The organism is Algibacter lectus (assembly GCF_900112395.1).
Taxonomy (GTDB): domain Bacteria; phylum Bacteroidota; class Bacteroidia; order Flavobacteriales; family Flavobacteriaceae; genus Algibacter; species Algibacter lectus.
On sequence record NZ_FOLN01000004.1, the window covers coordinates 314,876 to 333,593 of the forward strand.

General features: G+C 34.4%; 9 protein-coding genes. All 9 read right to left on the reverse strand.

What is annotated here, in order from left to right:
* Positions 1-4: 4 nt before the first annotated feature.
* Entirely contained in the window at positions 5-2,098 is a 2,094-nt protein-coding gene (locus tag BM246_RS09790) for a hypothetical protein (protein ID WP_139221873.1), read from the reverse strand.
* Between the two features lie 12 nt (positions 2,099-2,110).
* Entirely contained in the window at positions 2,111-3,580 is a 1,470-nt protein-coding gene (locus BM246_RS09795) for a RagB/SusD family nutrient uptake outer membrane protein (protein ID WP_074937508.1), read from the reverse strand.
* A gap of 12 nt (positions 3,581-3,592) precedes the next feature.
* Positions 3,593-6,607: a SusC/RagA family TonB-linked outer membrane protein gene (locus BM246_RS09800; protein WP_074937510.1), complete on the reverse strand. Its 3,015-nt coding sequence runs from the start codon at positions 6,605-6,607 to the stop codon at positions 3,593-3,595.
* Between the two features lie 375 nt (positions 6,608-6,982).
* Positions 6,983-9,796, reverse strand: coding sequence for a helix-turn-helix and ligand-binding sensor domain-containing protein (locus tag BM246_RS09805; protein ID WP_074937514.1), 2,814 nt, complete (start codon positions 9,794-9,796; stop codon positions 6,983-6,985).
* Positions 9,797-9,992: 196 nt separating this feature from the next.
* Positions 9,993-11,654: an alpha-amylase family glycosyl hydrolase gene (locus tag BM246_RS09810; RefSeq protein ID WP_074937516.1), complete on the reverse strand. Its 1,662-nt coding sequence runs from the start codon at positions 11,652-11,654 to the stop codon at positions 9,993-9,995.
* Between the two features lie 67 nt (positions 11,655-11,721).
* Positions 11,722-13,602: an alpha-amylase family glycosyl hydrolase gene (locus BM246_RS09815; RefSeq protein ID WP_042504062.1), complete on the reverse strand. Its 1,881-nt coding sequence runs from the start codon at positions 13,600-13,602 to the stop codon at positions 11,722-11,724.
* A 51-nt stretch (positions 13,603-13,653) separates the two neighbouring features.
* Positions 13,654-14,625 carry an alpha/beta hydrolase gene (locus BM246_RS09820; protein ID WP_074937518.1) on the reverse strand — a complete coding sequence of 324 codons (972 nt, stop codon included), beginning with the start codon at positions 14,623-14,625 and terminating at the stop codon, positions 13,654-13,656.
* Between the two features lie 2 nt (positions 14,626-14,627).
* Positions 14,628-16,577 carry a glycoside hydrolase family 13 protein gene (locus tag BM246_RS09825; RefSeq protein WP_074937573.1) on the reverse strand — a complete coding sequence of 650 codons (1,950 nt, stop codon included), beginning with the start codon at positions 16,575-16,577 and terminating at the stop codon, positions 14,628-14,630.
* A 19-nt stretch (positions 16,578-16,596) separates the two neighbouring features.
* The gene (locus BM246_RS09830; protein ID WP_074937575.1) at positions 16,597-18,708 is read right to left on the reverse strand and encodes a glycoside hydrolase family 97 protein; all 2,112 of its coding nucleotides are present in this window, start codon (positions 18,706-18,708) and stop codon (positions 16,597-16,599) included.
* Between the last annotated feature and the right edge of the window lie 10 nt (positions 18,709-18,718).

Here is an 18,718-nt window from a genome sequence, read left to right on the forward strand (position 1 = left end):
AGTTTTAAATTCTTTCCAGTTTAAATTGCCAAAATGTTACTGATCCAGTACCTGTTTCAATACTTACACTTATTGTATTATTATCTATAAAAGATACATTGTATGTAACAAAATCTGGTGCATCTGCAGGATTAGAAAGTTCTCCTGTATTTGTCCCTTTAGGTAAACCAATATAAGCTCCTAAACCGTTTAAGGTTAAAACATTATTATCGTATGTAAATGTTGCAGGATTTGAACCATCGTGAGGCGCAACAGGTGTTGCACAGCCATCGGCTCCATTTTGCCAACTCTCAACCCAAGTTTCTGAACCTAAAACATTTTTAAAAGAACCATCAGCGCCAAAAATATAAGCATCATCATAATAACAAGCTCTGTCGGTAACACAAGCATCATCACAGTTCCACCAAGAAATATCGCCAACTGATGGACCAACACCTAAAGCACCAGCTTCTTGAGCCAATTGCCATGTTCCCGTTAATGGTGACGCTACAACGCCTTCTCTAACTAAAGTAAATTGCCAAAATGTTCCAGAACCTGTTCCTGTCTCTATAACAACTGATATTGTGTTCGGATCTATAAATGTTGCACTATAAACAATTGATTCTGGCGCATCCGCAGGATTTGAAATCTCACCAGTATTTGTACCTTTTGGAAGCCCAATAAAAGCTCCAATACCATTAAGGGTAATTGTATTTTCATCTGCATTATAAACATAAGTAGCAGCATTAGAACCATCATGTGGTGCAACCGGAGCAGCACAACCATCGGATCCATTCTGCCAGCCTTCTACCCAAGTTTCTGAACCTAAAACGTTTTCAAATGAACCATCTTCATTAAACACATAAGTATCATCATAATAACATGCTCTTTCCGCAACGCAAGCGTCATCACAACTCCACCAAGAAATATCTCCTGCGGCTGGACCTACGCCTAAAGCGCCAGCTGTTGAAGCTACCTTCCATGTACCCACAATTCCTGTTTCAACATCCGAAGGTACTTTGTAGAAATATAGGTTATCTATAAAAATAGTGCCCTCTCCTGAATTTATACCTTCAAATTTAAATTGAATAATATTAGAAAAATCAACTGCTGGATTTTGATCTGTAAAGGTAGATAATGGAATATCAAAAGAAGTCCATTGATCCTGATTCAACTCTAAAGTCACAGCAGTTTCATTAGGCCCTGCGCTAATAGGTGACATTTTAGCATCAAAATCTGCATTTGCTGTCCAAACATCTACATGTATAAATTCCATTGTAGAAGCATCTAAAGGCACACTGCTAAAATCAATTCCTTGGTAAGTAATATCTCCGTATTGAATAATGTTATCACCACCTACTTCAATTTGTGTGTACGTTGTAGTTTGCCCCCAATTAGGATAATAATCTATTGGACTAGGATCTGTATAAGAATCACTAAAAACTGAAAGAACATCGGCTTCTGATCTAATTGGCGTTGGAGCACCTTCTAAAGGCTGTAATATTGCTGTAACCACAAACTCTTCGCTATATTCTGTAGTATCAATAGCCGCACTTTTTGCAATAACTTTAATAGTATAAGTTCCTGCCTCTGCGTATTGATATGAAATGGTTTCTTCTAAATTTAAAGCCATTGGAGTTTCATCTGTAGACTCTCCAAAATAAACTTCGTACATGGTAGCAAAATCTGCTACAGCAGAAAGGTTTACTTGTTTAGAAATAGCCGCATCGTTTTCAATAGTTACCACTAAATTTTCTGGAGCCTTAAAAGACACCACAACACTTTGTGTAACAATTGTAGTTAATCCGTTTAGACTTACTGCTGTAATTGTAGCCTCGTAAGTTCCTTCTTCGTAAACGTGTTCGATACCATTTCCTGGTGTAATTTCAGTTACTTCTTCCGAACCATCGCCAAAATTAACGTTATAACTTACAGCTCCTTCCGCCAATGGCGTAATAGTTACCATACCCGTGTTATCTTGTGTTACGCTTACTGCTGCCGTAACGTTTGTTGGAGCGGTGATTTTATCGGCATAATCTAAATTATCATCTTCTGCACAACTAATAGCTACTAGTGTAAAAAGACATAAACTGAATGCATATTTTATAAATCTCATCATGTTCTGTTTTTATTAATAATTATCGTTTTGCACCCAGTTTCCGTTTGAAAATTGGATTTCTTCAATAGGAATAGGAAATACTTCGTTTTTACCTGCTGTAAACCCGTCGATTTCTGCACCTCTACCTGTACGCACTAAATCGAAAAAGCGATGACCTTCACCTACCAATTCTACACGACGTTCATGAGCAATAGCATCGGTAAGTGTTGCTCCAGTAGATGTTACATCGTTTGCTGTTCCAAACGCTCTTTCACGCACACGGTTTAAATAACCTTGCGCCTTACTATCACTAATTTCTCCACGGTTATAAGCCTCAGCAGCCATTAATAGCACATCTGCAAAACGAATAGCACGATAATTATTTGGATTTGTTAAGTTTTGATCGCCTGTGTTTAAATCTCCTTTACGTGCAATATATTTTCTATTGAAATATCCAGTATGCTCATTTCCTTCTCCATAAGTTGCATTATTTGCTGTTGCCCAAGCTTCAATATCTAAAATAGCAACATCTTTACGTAAATCTCCAGCTTCAAACTCGTCTACAACTTCTTGTGTTGGCACGTTAAAACTAAAACCAGAATCGAAAGTTGGTCCGGTGTAATTTCTAATACCATTAAATCCAACAGCCACATTACCTTCACTACATTGTAAACACTCAAAACCAGCTCCTTCAGCATCGGAATATTGAACCTCAAAAACAGATTCTATATTATTCTCTCCATCGGTTTCGAAAATTGTATCGTAATCACTAACTAAATCATAAGGACCTTCTGTAATTAATTGATCTAAAACTGTTGTAGCCTCAGTAAATTTATTTTGGTATAAATACGCTTTACCTAACAAAGCTTGTGCAGAACCTTTTGTTGTTCTACCTACTTGTGGAGCTGTATAGTTTAAATTATCTACGGCATATTTTAAATCGGCTTCAATTAAAGCATACACATCTGCAGCTGGCGAACGTGGAACACTTGTTTCATCACCTAAAACAAAACGTGTTTCTTTTAACGGCACATCACCAAACCATTTTACTAATTCGAAATAATAGTAAGCTCTTAAAAAGTGAGCTTCACCTAAAATAATTTCTTTGCCTTCAAAATCTGTTTTATCTTGAAACTCCAAAATAAAGTTAGCACGGTTTACACCTGCGTACATCCATTCCCAAAGCTTTTTTAATTCAGCATTAACTGGTGTATGTATCATATCATCAATTTGCTGCCAAGCCACAACATCAGTTGCACTTTCTCCACCACAAAGGGTGTTATCTGAAGCTATTTCACCTAAAATAACATTTAAGTAAGTAGATTGCAATAAATCGTAAGCACCAACAAGGGCGTTGTAATAATCGGTCTCGGAGTTGAAATAGCTTTCAGAATCTATGCTGTATCTATCAACTTCTTCTAAGTAAGAATCTCCACAAGAATTAGCGCCTAACACTAAAACCAACAAGAAGAATCCTTTAAGTTTATTTATATATTTTTTCATCTTTTAAATATTTTATATAGATAGGTTTAAGCCTAAAATGAATTGTCTTGAAATTGGGTAGAAACCATAATCGATACCACCACCAATAGCGTCGCCATTAGTTGCAGCAGGATCGTAACCGCGGTATTTAGTTAACGTAAAAGCGTTGTTTACTTTAGTATAAATACGGAATTTGCTAATCCCTAATTTATCGATAACATCTTGCGGTAACGAGTAGCCTAATTGTATATTTTGCATTCTTAAGAATGAAGAATCTTCGACATAGAAATCTGAAAACAATTTATTAGTTGTTGCCCCAGTAGTAGCTCTTGGCACAGAATTACTTGTTCCTTCGCCAGTCCAGCGATCTAAATATAAACTTAAGCGGTTTACGTTAGGTTGGTCACGCTCGTAGTTACGCACTGTTTCTTTACCTAGCTCAGCATACATATATGCACTGAAATCGAAATTTTTATAGTTGAAATTAAAGTTTAAACCCATAATATAATCTGCTTGAGGCTTACCTATATAAGTTCGATCGTCTATTGTAATTTCTCCATCTTCATTAACATCTACAAAACGAATATCTCCTGGAGCTGCTGCAGACCCTAAACCAACTTGCGAAGGTGCTGCATCTACTTCTGCTTGATTCTGAAAAATACCGTCAGATTTAAGTCCGTAGAAATAACCAATTGGCTGCCCTACTTCCATTCTAGCAATTGATGGTTGCCCTACACTAAAAGAACCTCCTTCGGAAACAACACCGTTACTAACTGCTGTTACTTCTCCATTAATTTTAGTAACATTATAGCTTACACCATATGAAAAATCATCAGATACAGATTCTTTATAGTTTAAAAATAACTCAACACCTCTATTACGTGTTGTACCAGCATTAACTGTTGGCAAACCTGCTCCTGGCGCACCTCCTCCTAAAATTCCTGAAATAGGGAAGTTTTCTATTAATAAATCATTTCTGTCTTCAATAAAATAATCGGCTACAACTTCAAGCTTGTTATTAAACAAATTCATATCTAAACCAATATCCAGTTTCTCTGCAGTTTCCCAAGAAGCTTCTGGATTAGGTATTCTACCATTAGCCGTACCCGTTACTAAAGTTCCATCCAGAACATAAGTAGCCTCACCACTTAATAAAGCGCGGTATAAATCGTCTCCAACATTATTACCTAATGTACCGTAACTTGCTCTAAGTTTTAAGAAGTTTATAACTTCGGAATCTTTTAAGAAATCTTCATCAGAAATTTTCCAACCACCGGTAGCCGAATAGAAGTAATCAATTCTGTTTTCTGGTGAAAAATCTGAAGAACCATCACGACGTACCATAGCAGATAGTAAATATTTAGAATCATAATCGTATTGCAATCTTCCGAAGTAAGATGATAATCTAGAATCGTAAATATAAGAGCTTGTAGATTTTGCTTCACTTAAACCATTGGCTAAAGAAATATCGGCAAATTCCCAAGAATTGTTTGGCACATCGAAACCTGTACCTTGCAAATTATCTCCCCATGCACGTTGCGCACTAGTACCCAATGTAAAAGTTGTATTGTGCTTTTCGTTAAATACTTTATTGTAAGTCGCAAAAGTATCCCAAGTATAAGAGTTGTTGGTGTTTTGAGTTTGTATTACACTACTTCTGTCGTTATTAAAAACCTTACCAGAACCATAACCTACAATTGGAAAAAATTCCTTTTTGTTATCATTATAAGATTTTAAACCAATACGAGATGTTACTTTAAAACCTTCGAAAGCTTCATATTCTAACTGAAATGTACCCTCAATAGAATTTCCAGAATACTTATTAAAAGTATTTGATATTTGAGAAATTGGATTCACAACCTCATTCCCTAAAAATCCAGAAGTATCTTGTTGATCTATGCTATATGTTGGCGCATAATTAAGAGCATTAAATAGTGGTGTACCCAAAGCGTTTTCGCCAATTGTTTTTCTGTTATTATTGAAATAGTTAGCCGACGTGGTGAATTTCAATTTTTCAGTAATATCGAAACCTAATTTAATTTTAGCATTTGCACGACTAAAATTTGATTTATCGCTAGCAATAATACCATCTTGTTCTAAAACAGAACCACCAAAATAATACGTACTCTTTTCTCCTCCACCCGTAACAGATAAATTATGACTTGTTATTGGTGCTTGATCGAAAAGCTCACTTTGCCAGTTAATACCTGTACCTAAACCACTAATATTTGGATAAGGCAATGCTTGGCCATTGGCTGCATAACTTTCGTTTAAAATTAAAGCATATTCTGTAGCGTTTAAATAAGGTAATTCGCGCGTGGTTTCTTGAATTCCTGTGTAACCATTATAGCTAATTTTAGCTGCAGAGTTTTTCTTTCCTTGTTTTGTAGTTACTAAAACCACCCCATTTGCTCCCTGAATACCATAAATGGCAGCTTGGGCATCTTTTAAAATAGAGAACGTTTCAATATCGCTTGGATTAATAGAGTTTAAATCACCCTTATAACCATCGATAATCACTAATGGACCATTATCTCCGTTAGAACTTACACCACGAATTAAAATATTAAAATTTCCACCTGGTGAGCCAGAAGGTGATGTTACCGAAACCCCGGCCGAAGTGCCTTGTAAAGCTTGTGCAGCATCTACTGGGCGTAAATCTTCTAAAGTGGCAGCGCTTACAATAGAAACTGCTCCCGTTACATCTTTCTTTTTCTGCGTACCATACCCCACAACAACTACCTCATCTAGTTGTGCTAAATCTTCTTTTAATTGAATGGTTAAACTTTTGTTGCTTGTAATTACTAGTTCCTGCGTTATATATCCTATATAACTAACTGAAATAGTTGCTCCGTTTTTCACTCCTGATAATACGAAGTTACCATCAAAATCTGTTGTAGTTCCTTTAGTGGAATTATTAACAATGATGTTCGCTCCAGGAATTGGAAATCCAGATCCGTCCTGTACATTTCCGCTTATATCTATATTCTGTGCACCTGAGTATGCCATGAAGAATAAAGCTAAAATTTTGAATAGCGTGTGTCTCATAAATTTGTTTAGTTTTTGTTTATCATAAAGTTAAGTTAACAAATTAACGTATTAATAAAAATCACCTCAACAAAAAACATACATCGTAAAAAAAAGGTGGTTAATTTTACTAAATCACCAATAAATACAAGCTTTTAAAGTTCAACCTCTCTTTTGATATAAACTGTTAAAACCATGCTAAATTCAACGATGTTGTGGTAATGTATAGGTGATAAACTAAAATGTTGTGCTATTTTTAGACTAAAAAAATGAGATTTTCGTGGAATTTAGACTACAAACGTATTTTTAACTAAAAAGATGTAGCATTTTCTCTTGATATTATATGAATAACACTAGCCAATAACCTTTAATCAACATAAACAAAACACTATAAAACTACAGCTCTAAAATGTAATTTGTTAAACTTGTTTCGTGAGCGAGTTCCATTTTCTTTCTTAATCGGTATCGCTTTACCTCAACGCTACGCGGTGAGATATTTAATAAAGGAGCAATTTCTTTAGAAGATAAGTTTAGCCTTAAATAAGCACATAAACGTAAATCGTTGGCGGTTAAACTCGGGTGTAGTTGCTTTATTTTTTTTAAGAAATCTTTATCTGCGTTATTAAAAGCTTCTTGGAACAGATTCCAATCGTCAGTATTATTAATGTTTTTATCAATAATTTTTATAACGTGTTTTAGTGCTTTTCCATCTTCAACACTAGTAAGTTCCTTCTTTAAACTGTTTAAAAACTCATTCTTTTTTATTAAATTCATTGTAGACATGCCTAGCTCTCGATTTTTAGCCTCAATATCTTCACGTAATTTATCATTTTTAAAACGCATAAGTTTCTGGTTGTTTTCGAGTTCTTTCAACTCAAATTCTCTCGTCTTTTTTCTCAATAAGCGTTCACGCTGTTTTTTATAATAACGCTTATAAACCATATGCATGAAAAAGGAGAACAACATTATGAGTACAACATAGCCTAATAAAGCCATATTGGAGAGAATCAATGGACGCTCTATCCTAAATGTATACGATGCCGAATTTTGCGTTTCAGATTTCCCCACTCTGCCATTAACCACAAAGGTATAATCGCCATAAGGCAGGTTTTCAAACAACACCTCTCCACTACTACTCCAGTTACTCCATGTATCATAAAACCCATCTAACTTATATTGATATTCGGGCTTTTGTATTTTTAAATACTGAGGAATACTATAGCTAAATTTTAAATTATTATCGTTGTTTAAAAAAGATTGCGAGCTATTTAAATCAACAAACCTAAAGGTGTTTTCATCTTTAGAAGAACTCACTTCAACTTGATTTATGCTTATTTCAGAAGGATAACTTTCAATTTTCTTTAAGTCGAAAATAAAATAACCTGTAGCCGAACCTATTAAAAACTGCTCCTCGGCAATATGGGTAATATTCTCAAAACCTGTAATGTCTTTTCTAACTTCTGAAGGAAATATTATGCTTTCTATTTTCTGCTCTCCAGTTAATTTTGATACTGTTAAATAATCTAACCCTGTGGTTGATAAACTCCATAATTTATTGGTTTCTAAGTCCGGAATTAACTTACCAGAAGAATAACTATCAAAATGAATTAACCGACTTAAAAGCGTGTCTTTTTTAAATGCATTACTCGTATTATGATATTTAAAAACACCATTTTTTGTAGTGTACAACAATTCGTTATTAAACTTTACAAAACTAGAGGTTAATCCTTTTTCGACTAATTCATCCTTCTTAAAACTTAAGGCATTATGTAACGCACTATCAACTTCAACCTTAAAAACACCTTTGTATTCATGACTAACTAAAATATGTTGTAAATCGATAAACTCAAAATAGCGACTAGAAATATCAAAACCTTCGATTTTGTTCCTAAACGTCCAATTTCCATCAACTTTCTCTAAAATATTGAAACCATCATAATTCCCTTGCATCAACAAATCTTTCCTACCTGGTACCGTTTTAATTTGCCAGGTTCCTTGCGCATTAGATATTTTTTCTACCTGCTTATCTTCAACTAGAAACGTACCAGAATTATGACCACAAAACAACTTACCATCAACCACCTCTAAACACCATACTTGTCCTTGCGTTTTAGGGACAAACTCAAATTTATCAATACTATTAACAGGCTTACAAAACAAACCTTGATTAGAACCCAAGTACAACATACCCTTGTAAACTTTAGAAGCATAAACACTCCCTATCATCCCATCATTATCAAAATATTGCAGGTAAGGCGATTTACTATTTATACAGTTAATGCCATTATCTAAACCCAGCCAAATATTTTGATCTTCATCCTCAAAGAGAGACAATACGGTATTATTACTTAACCCATTAGACTGGTTAATACTATATTTTACATGCCCTTCATTTGTTAAATGTATTAAACCGTTAGAAATAGTACCAAGCACAAAACTTTGATCCCGAAGTTGGATACCACTAAATACACTTACACCATCTAAAACATGTTCCGACGGAATGGTCCATGGTTCTAATTCACCATTACTATATTTGAAAAAACCACGATCTTGTGTAAGAATGAGTAACGCTTCGTCTTGCCTAAAAACATTTACAATTAAATTATCTTGAAGAATAACATCACTAGAAACCAAAACATCAACCCCATTTTCAATTTGATACAAGCCTTTATTTACATTCTGAAAATATAAACGCTTACCAACCTTAAACAACTTGGACATTTTCGATTTAGAGTCGACTACACTATATGTTTTTTTAACTTGATCGTAAATATGAATACGATCTAAAGATTGAAATAGAATCCAGTCTTCTAATCTTAAAATATTCCAAACCTCTTCATCTTCTAAAAATTCAACCTGAAGCGCTTCGGAAAGTGAGGTGTATTTCAATAACCCTAAACGATCTCTTTTCCATGAACCAAAACCACGAAAACTACCTGTATAAACTAAAGAATCTATAACTTTCACCGACCGGATAATGGTTTCTTTTGGTGAGTGATACAAATTCCATTTAGCACCATTAAATTCCAACAACCCTTTATTATTGGCAACATAAATATATCGATCTGAAGATTGAGAAATAGACCAGTTTTGGTTTTCTCCACCATAATCTTCGGGGGTGTATGTTTGTATTGGTGGAAATTCTTGGGAATTCGATGTAAAAACGAAGCTTAAGAAGACATAAAATAGGAAATGATAACCCTTTTTCATTTTTAGTACTAGTGTTGGGTTAACAAGGTAATAAATATCTACTAAATAAAGACTTTTAAATAATATTGTATAGGTATCTAAGCACCCTTACCAAGACAACAAAACCGCTTAAACACCTTATAAATAAAACAAAAATTGCTTTTCAATATAAATAAAAAAAAATAAACAATATAACTTTTGGTATAGGTAAAAACTACTAAATCTGCTCTAGAAGCAATACGGAATCACTAGATTTAATAGAAATTTCACCATTAATTACTTCAGATAAAACTCCAGAATAAGCATCACGGATTTTAGCGCCATTTGAAAAAACACCCGAAACATCAATAGTTTTTTCTCCTTCTGGATAGTTTAAACCTACCATAACAACATCTTTAAAATCGCCTTTTTCAAAACTACGAGTAAACAAATAAGGCGTCTCTAATATCATGTTATGCACACCTGCACCAACAGCAGGATGATTAGCTCTAAAGCGACCCAATTTTTGCCAATGCTTTAAAATAGATTGCGTTTCTGTATTGTTTTCATAATCATTCCAATTCATAAAAGAACGCAATGTAGCATCGCCTACTGTGTTTTCTATAACGAGTGGTCTTGCCAATTCATCTCCATAGTAAACCTGCGATGCACCTGGACATAATAATAATTTGGTTGCCGTTTCAAAACATTTTTTACGATTAGCATCAAATGGTTGTCCGTCGTCGTGAGAGGTTAAATAATTTAAAACGCCATAACCTTTTAAATCCCCATTCAACACATCGGAATAACGCTTAAAAACCTGCTCCATTGGTCTTTGACCTAAGTTCCATTTGGCTTCAAAATTAATTAAAGCCTCGAACGCGTTATCAAAATAATTTACTTTTCTATCACCAAAATCAAATGCTTTTCCGTTAGATATACCATAATTATAAACCTCCCCAACTAAGTAAAACCGATTATCATCTAATACTTTTTCTGGATTTTGCTTTTTATATTCCGCAAAAGCGTAATCGCACTCTGCCTTATATTCTTGCCAAACATATTCCTCGGTATGTTTTACGGTATCTACGCGGTAACCATCAATACCATATTCGGTAATATAATCGGTTAGCCATTTCATAATATAAAATCTAGGCGCTCTTGGGTGTCCTGTGCGTTCAAAAAACGCATCTAACTCGGCTATTTCTTCATCATAACGCCCTTCATCTTTCCATTTCTGAGTTAAAAGCGGTGGCAAATCTACACTATTATTATTTTCCGTTTTAAGATCTGGTAAGTTTTTAACGAGCGTGCAAGCCACAGTATGCTCGTAATTATCGTAACTACATTGCGGACCGGTACGCACCCAATCTTCTGGCCAAACCGGATCTTTATCGGTCACAGGCCCTGTATGATTTATTACAGCATCCAATAGAATACGAATTCCGTTTTTATGAGCCGTTTCAACCAACTCATGCAAATCTGCTTTAGTTCCAAAATTAGGATCTATAGCCGTCCAATCACGTGTCCAATACCCATGATATCCATAAGTTAAACCCGTACCCTCATCTGTACCACCATGAATTTGCTCAACAATAGGTGTCATCCAAATGGCATTAATACCTAAATCAGTAAAATAACCATCTTTAATTTTTTGAGTAACACCCGTTATATCTCCACCTTCGAAACCACGAAGCTTACTCGCTTGCTCCGTCCTTTCAAAATTAACATCATTACTAGTATCTCCGTTATTAAAACGGTCGGTAAGTAAAAAATAAACGTTTGCACCCTCCCATACAAACGGTGCTTTTTCTTTAGATGTAACAGCTTCCATTTTTACAGTTTTATTGCAACTTGTTAAAATAAATAGGACTATAATGCTGGCAAGAATATGTTTCATTTTAGTTGATGTTTTAATTTTAAACCTATTTATTTTATATGAATTACAAATTATTTTCTACTGATATTTATTCCATTTTTAATAAGAAAGACTCTAGCGGTTTCAACTTAATTTCGACAGAACCGGTTCTGTTTTCAATTATTAATTGTGATAAAAACTCATTGTATAATTGATCTTTTAACAGATACGTTCCGTCTTCTAAATCCAAATGCTTCAATATATTCTCTGGAATTTTTAATTGAAATTCAAAACTGTTTTCAGCATCGAAGTTTGAAATCACAATAAGCTTTTCAGAAGTACTCCAACGCACAAAAGAGAAGACTTTATCTGTATAGTTTTCAGTATGCTCACGATTATATTGATGAATATCGCCATAATCACCCATTAATGCAGAGCTGTGTATTGTAAAATTTAAAAGGCGTTTATAAAAATCTCTTAATTCCCTTTCGGAATCTGTTAACTGTCCACCATCAAATTGCTTGTTATTTACCCAACGTTGATGTGCAGGTACTCCAACATAATCAAAAATAGATGTTCGAGTAGAATCACCAAAGCCAGGATTTTCAGAAGCATCTTCACCTACTTCTTGTCCAAAATAAATCATGGTTGGTGCTGTAGTTGATGTTGCTGAAACTACCATTGCAGGTCGTCCCTTTTCAGCATTACCAGCAAAATCTGGACTCGCCAAACGTTGTTCATCATGATTCTCTAAAAAGTGAAGCATATGATGCTCAATATCTTTCAAATCGTCTAAAATTGGTGGGATATAATCCGTTTTGCCATATCCTTGCACCACATGTTTTAAGGTATCATAGAACTGTACTTTATCATACAGATAATCCATTTTTCCTTTTTTAATATAATCGCGATATAAACTCGGGTTATAAACCTCAGCCAATAGAAACGCCTCAGGATTTTTCATTTTTATAGACGAATTCATAAAACTCCAAAATTCCACAGGCACCATTTCGGCCATATCATACCGGAATCCATCGACTCCGAAACCTAACCAATATAAGGCAATATCTCTAAATTTCATCCACGAGTTTGGCACCGTTTTATCTTGCCAAAACTCAAAGTGTTTTTTGTATGTTTCATTCTCGAAACCATTAGGCAATTCATCAAAACCTTTTACGCCTTCTGGCGAAATACCATAATTAACTTTTACAGTCTCGTACCAATCATTCATATTTGGTCTAGATGCACTCGTTCCGTTACCAGTCCATTTTGCAGGAAACTCTAAAAACGCACCATCGACCAATTCCGTACTGCGGCCACCTAAAGGCACATAATGATGCTCCCAATTAGGAACCTCAAAGTTTTCCTTTGGGTTATAATAAAAATTGTTATTTACATCGTAAACTACCGTTTTATTATCGGTTTCCCCAAAATCTTGCACACCTTCTGGTTTAGAAATACTTTTATAATTTCTAGCTACGTGGTTAGGTACTATATCGATAATGACCTTTAAACCTGCAGCGTGGGTGCGCTTAATTAAAGCTTGAAATTCCTCTAATCTATTTTCTACATTTACCGCCAAATCTGGATTAACATTATAATAATCCTTAACAGCGTATGGAGAACCGGCTCTTCCTTTTACAACATCGGGATCGTCGTTAGAAATACCATATTCAGTATAATCGGTAATTACATCATGATGTGGCACACCTGTGTACCAAATATGAGTAACACCCAACTTTTTAATTTCAGATAAAGCTTTATCCGTAAAATCGTTAAACTTACCAACTCCATTTTCTTCAATAGTTCCCCAAGGTTTATTATTTGTATTTGTATTACCAAACAAACGCGTAAACACTTGATAAACCACTTGTTTTCCACTCGTTACAACTTCTTGTGGCTCCATGGTCTCAACATCCATTTTCTCTTCCTTTTTACAACTCATTACGAGTAATAAAAGTACAAATATGATATGTTTTATGGCTTTCATTTCAATGTTTTTTTTTGAATAAAACGGACTATTATACAAGATTTTCTAATGTTATTTTTTCAATAAAAAAGTTAAAGGAATATCTAAACGCTTATTCCATGAATTTTCTGAATGATCTGCTCCTTTAAATTCTAAATTCGCCGAATTATCACTAGTATAACCACGAGCTTTTAAAATTCTATTTATTTCGGGTGTAAATTTAGGGTAATAGGCATCTAATGTTTCTGTTCCATAATCGAAATAAATCTTATGGTTTTCTGGATTAGGTGCATATGCTTCGAGGTATTTAAAAATAGCCTCTGGAAGCGGATTATTATCTATTGGATTTGCTCCTTCCCAATGCGTAGATAAGCAAGCTGCACCCGAAAACACCTCAGGATATTCGCAAATAGCATACATACTCATTAAACCGCCCATGCTAGACCCCATAACAAAAGTGTTTTCTTTGTTTGTATATACTGAAAACTGAGCATCTACAAGTGGCTTTAACTCTTCAACTAAAAATTTAAGATAGTTATCTCCATTAAGGTCGCTACCTTCTTTTATTGCGTTAGACTGCTTATTGATTAGATCTTGATCCGCTTCCGAAAGGTTTGAAAACGATTTCTCTGGAAATAAATCTTGCCAACGTTGCCCATTAAGATTATGAATTGCAACAACTATAAAATCTTTAACTTTATTGGTTTCTATTAATTTAGAAGCCCATTCATCTACTTTCCACTCTTGATTATTCCAACTCGTTGTAGAATCGAATAACATTTGCCCATCATGCATGTAAAGCACTGCATATGTTTTACTTTCTGAATAACCTTCAGGTAACCAAACATCTACGGGACGCGGTTTTATGTATTGGGATTCTATGAGATTATATCTTAAAAGGCTCCCTGAAAATAAAGTAGCTTCAGAAAAAGGTATAAAAACGATTTCTTTAGGTGCTTCTATAGATTCGGTTTCTTTTTTTGAAGCTTCGTTTTTACAAGACATTAAACCAACAGCTATTAAAATGTATACTAACTTTTTCATGATTACAATTTTGTAGTTAAAATTATACTGCCTCTATCTTTTAAAGTAAACACACCTTCGTGCCACACAAATTGTTCTCCAGAAATAAGATTTTTAACGGTTTTTCCTTTTAACCCTATTTCTTTAAATTTTGATAAATCTAATTCGACTGTATTATTATTTTTATTCATAATATGAGTTATGGTTTCATCTCCTAACGTTCTAAACAATACATAAATATTATTATCTGGAGCAAAATGAATAGTTTTACCATCGTGAATTGCTTTACTATTTTTTCTGTAGTTTAACACCGTTTTAAGGAAGGTTTGCATGTCTTTTTCATCATCGCTTAAACCTGTTCCTGTAAAGGCATTAACTTTATCGCCATCCCAACCACCTGGAAAATCGGTACGGATCAAACCATGATCACCTGGTTTATCGAAATCGTTCATTAAAATTTCGGTACCGTAATAAATTTGTGGAATTCTAGGCATGGTTAAAATATAACTCAGTGTCATTTTTGTATTCGCAACATCACCTTTAAGCTGTGTAAAAATGCGGCTCATATCATGATTATCTGGAAACACCATTAAATCTTTAGGTGACGGGTAATAGAAATCGTTCGCCAAACCTTCATACATTTTTATTAAACCTTGATCCCAGGTCTCTTCTTCATTTAAAGCCTTCACAATAGAACTCTGCATAGCAAAATCCATTGGTGATTTTAAATTAGAATCGTATCCATCACGATTATTAGCACCATCTTGCCAATAACCTATAAGTAATGGATTTGCACTCCATTCTTCGCCAACTATTGAAAAATTAGGATATTCCGTCATAATACTTCCAGCCCACTCACTCATAAACGCTTTGTCCGGATATGGATAAGTATCTTGACGAATACCTCCCAAACCAACTGTTTCTACCCACCAAATACTATTTTGAATAATGTATTTTGCCATAAATGGATTACGCTGATTAAGATCTGGCATAGCCGACACAAACCAACCATTCGTCATTTCTTCTTTATCAATTTTAGAGGCATAGATATCTTGATTACTAGTACGTCTATGATTAGATGTTTTTAATTCTCCTCCATTTTCAAAATTTTCTTGATAGTTAAGCCAATCTTTAAAAGGTAAATCTTTCATCCACCAATGCTCGCTTCCGCAGTGATTAGCAACTTGATCCATTATCAACTTTATACCACGAGCCCTACTTTTATCAGCCAATTCTCGATAATCGTCTAAGCTCCCAAATCGCGGATCTATTTGATAAAAATCGGTCATTGCATAACCGTGATACGAAGAGTTTGCCATATCATTGGTAAGTAATGGACAAGGCCAAATAGCAGTAAACCCCATATCGTTTATGTAATCTAAATGCTGTGTTATGCCTTTTATATCTCCACCGTGGCGCGCATAATTATCTTCTCTATTAATTGTTTTCTCGTTTAGCGTTTCATCAATATCATTGCTCGTATCACCATTTGCAAAACGATCTGGCGTTATTAAATAAACCGCATCACTACTATCAAAACCAACAAAATCTTCCGCTGGAGTTTCACGAGTTTTTAATTGATAGGTTTGAGTTAATTCATTCCCATCTTTAAACTTAAAAACAATATTAAATTGTCCTGCTTTAGTTTCTTTTGAAATATCTAAATCGATAAAAAGATAGTTTGGACTATCGGCTTTATTTACTTTTTTAATTGAAACTCCTTTATATGAAATTTCTGGAGTAGCTCCGGAAATATTTGGATGTTTAACCAACAATTGCAATTCAGTATTTTTAAAACCTACCCACCAATGCATTGGTTCAACCCGTTCAATTTCATTTTTAATTTTAACACTAGATACCTCATCTACTTCTAAAACAGAAACTTCCCTGTTTTGTTTGCACGATGTATTTAAAACGAAAAAAGAAACCACTAAAAGTGCAGAACACCATTTATTAATATTTAGACAATTCATAATAACATGTATTTTAAAACTATTTAATTTCCATAACACTAATAGCATAACCACCTCCAGGAACTGATAGCTGTGATAATTTAGACTTACTTGTTACTGTTTTTGTAGTTATTTTATATGCCTGCGGATTAGTTTTGTAGTGCGCATCTTTAGCATCGGCATAAATAGTAGCTTTATACTTTTTTCCTTTTTCTAAGAAATCGAATTTAATGGTTGAAACTCTAGATTCGTTACCATTTACATTACCAACAAACCAATTATTTGTTCCTTTTTCTTTTCGAGCAATAGTAACATAATAACCTGGTTCAGCTTCTAAATATGTGCTTTCATCCCAATCTAAAGCGACATCTTTTATAAACTGAAAAGCATCCATAAATTGCTGGTAATGTTCCGGTAAATCTGCCGCCATTTGCAACGGTGAATACATAGTAACATAAAGCGCTAATTGATTAGCAATAGTGCTATTTACATGCGAATTATTATCAGGATTAAGTTTACTAATATCCATTTCAAAAATACCAGGCGTATAATCCATAGGGCCACCAATTAAACGTGTAAACGGTAAAACCGTAACATGGTTTGGCTTAGAGCCTCCAAAGGCCTGAAACTCGGTTCCACGTGCAGACTCGTTTCCTATTAAATTAGGATAAGTTCTACTAATTCCAGTTGGTCTTACAGCTTCATGAGCGTTAACCATAATTTCATAATCTGCAGCTTTTTCTACACAATATTGAAAATGATTTACCGTCCATTGTCCATAATGGTGCTCTCCTCTTGGTAACATATCACCAACATATCCACTTTTAACGGCATCGTAACCATGATCTTTCATAAATTGATAAGCCTGATCAAGATGACGTTCGTAATTTCGTGCCGAGCCAGAAGTTTCATGATGCATTATCATTTTAACCCCTTTAGATTTCGCATAACTATGTATAGCCTCTATATCAAAATCTGGATATGGTGTTACAAAATCGAAGACATAATCTTTCGATTTTCCAAACCAATCTTCCCAACCTTCATTCCAACCTTCAACTAAAACACCATCAAAACCATGTTCCGAAGCAAAATCTATATATCTCTTTACTTTGGTATTGTTTGCTGCATGCGTTTTATTTGGTTTAACCTTAGTATAATCTGTAATTCCGAGCTCTACACTTGGTAATTCATCGGTGTATTGCCAAGAACTTTTTCCGGTAATCATTTCCCACCAAACTCCAATATATTTTACTGGCTTAATCCAAGATGTATCTTCAATGGCGCAAGGTTCATTTAAGTTTAAAGTGATATTAGATGCTAGTATATCGCGAGCATCATCACTTACCATAACGGTTCTCCAGGGTGAAGTGCATGGCGCCTGCATATAACCTTTATCTCCATTAGCATCGGGTGTTAACCAAGACTCGAAAATCATGTTTTCATCATCTAGATTAAGATTCATACAAGAATAATTAACAAGCGCAGCTTCGTGTAAATTAACATACAAACCATCGGCTGTTTTCATCATTAAAGACGTTTGTACTCCTGTTTTAGAATACTGCTTTTGAGAGGCATTATCGGTTAAAGCCGTATCAAACAAACTTCTAATTTCTGATAATTTAGATTCCGTAAAATCGTATTCTTGAGAATCGTAATCTCCCGGAATCCAGAATGCTGTATGATCACCCGTCATAGCAAACTGAGTTTTTTCTTCTCTAATAACAAAATAAACCAGATTTTCTTGCGAAGGAAACTCGTAACGAAAGCCCAAACCATCATTAAACAACCTAAAACGAATAATTATTTTACGCTCCGTTTCTATTTGAGTTAATTCTACCGCCAATTCGTTATAATGATTGCGAATATCCTTGGTTTCTCCCCAAACAGGCTGCCAAGTCTCATCGAAAATTACTGTTTCTGTATTCGAAATTTCGAAGCTATTTAATAACGATTTTTCATCATTTTTCAACTCCAATCCTAAGTGGCTTGGCTTTATTACTGCTTTATTTTTGTATGCTAACTTATAAGTTGGCACACCATTTAATTCTAAAGAAAACTGCATCACCAAATCTCCATTAGGCGATTTAAGTTCTTGAGAATTCCCTTCTATTACTGAAAACAAAACAGCATATATCAATATAAATAACTTCATAATTTCTTTA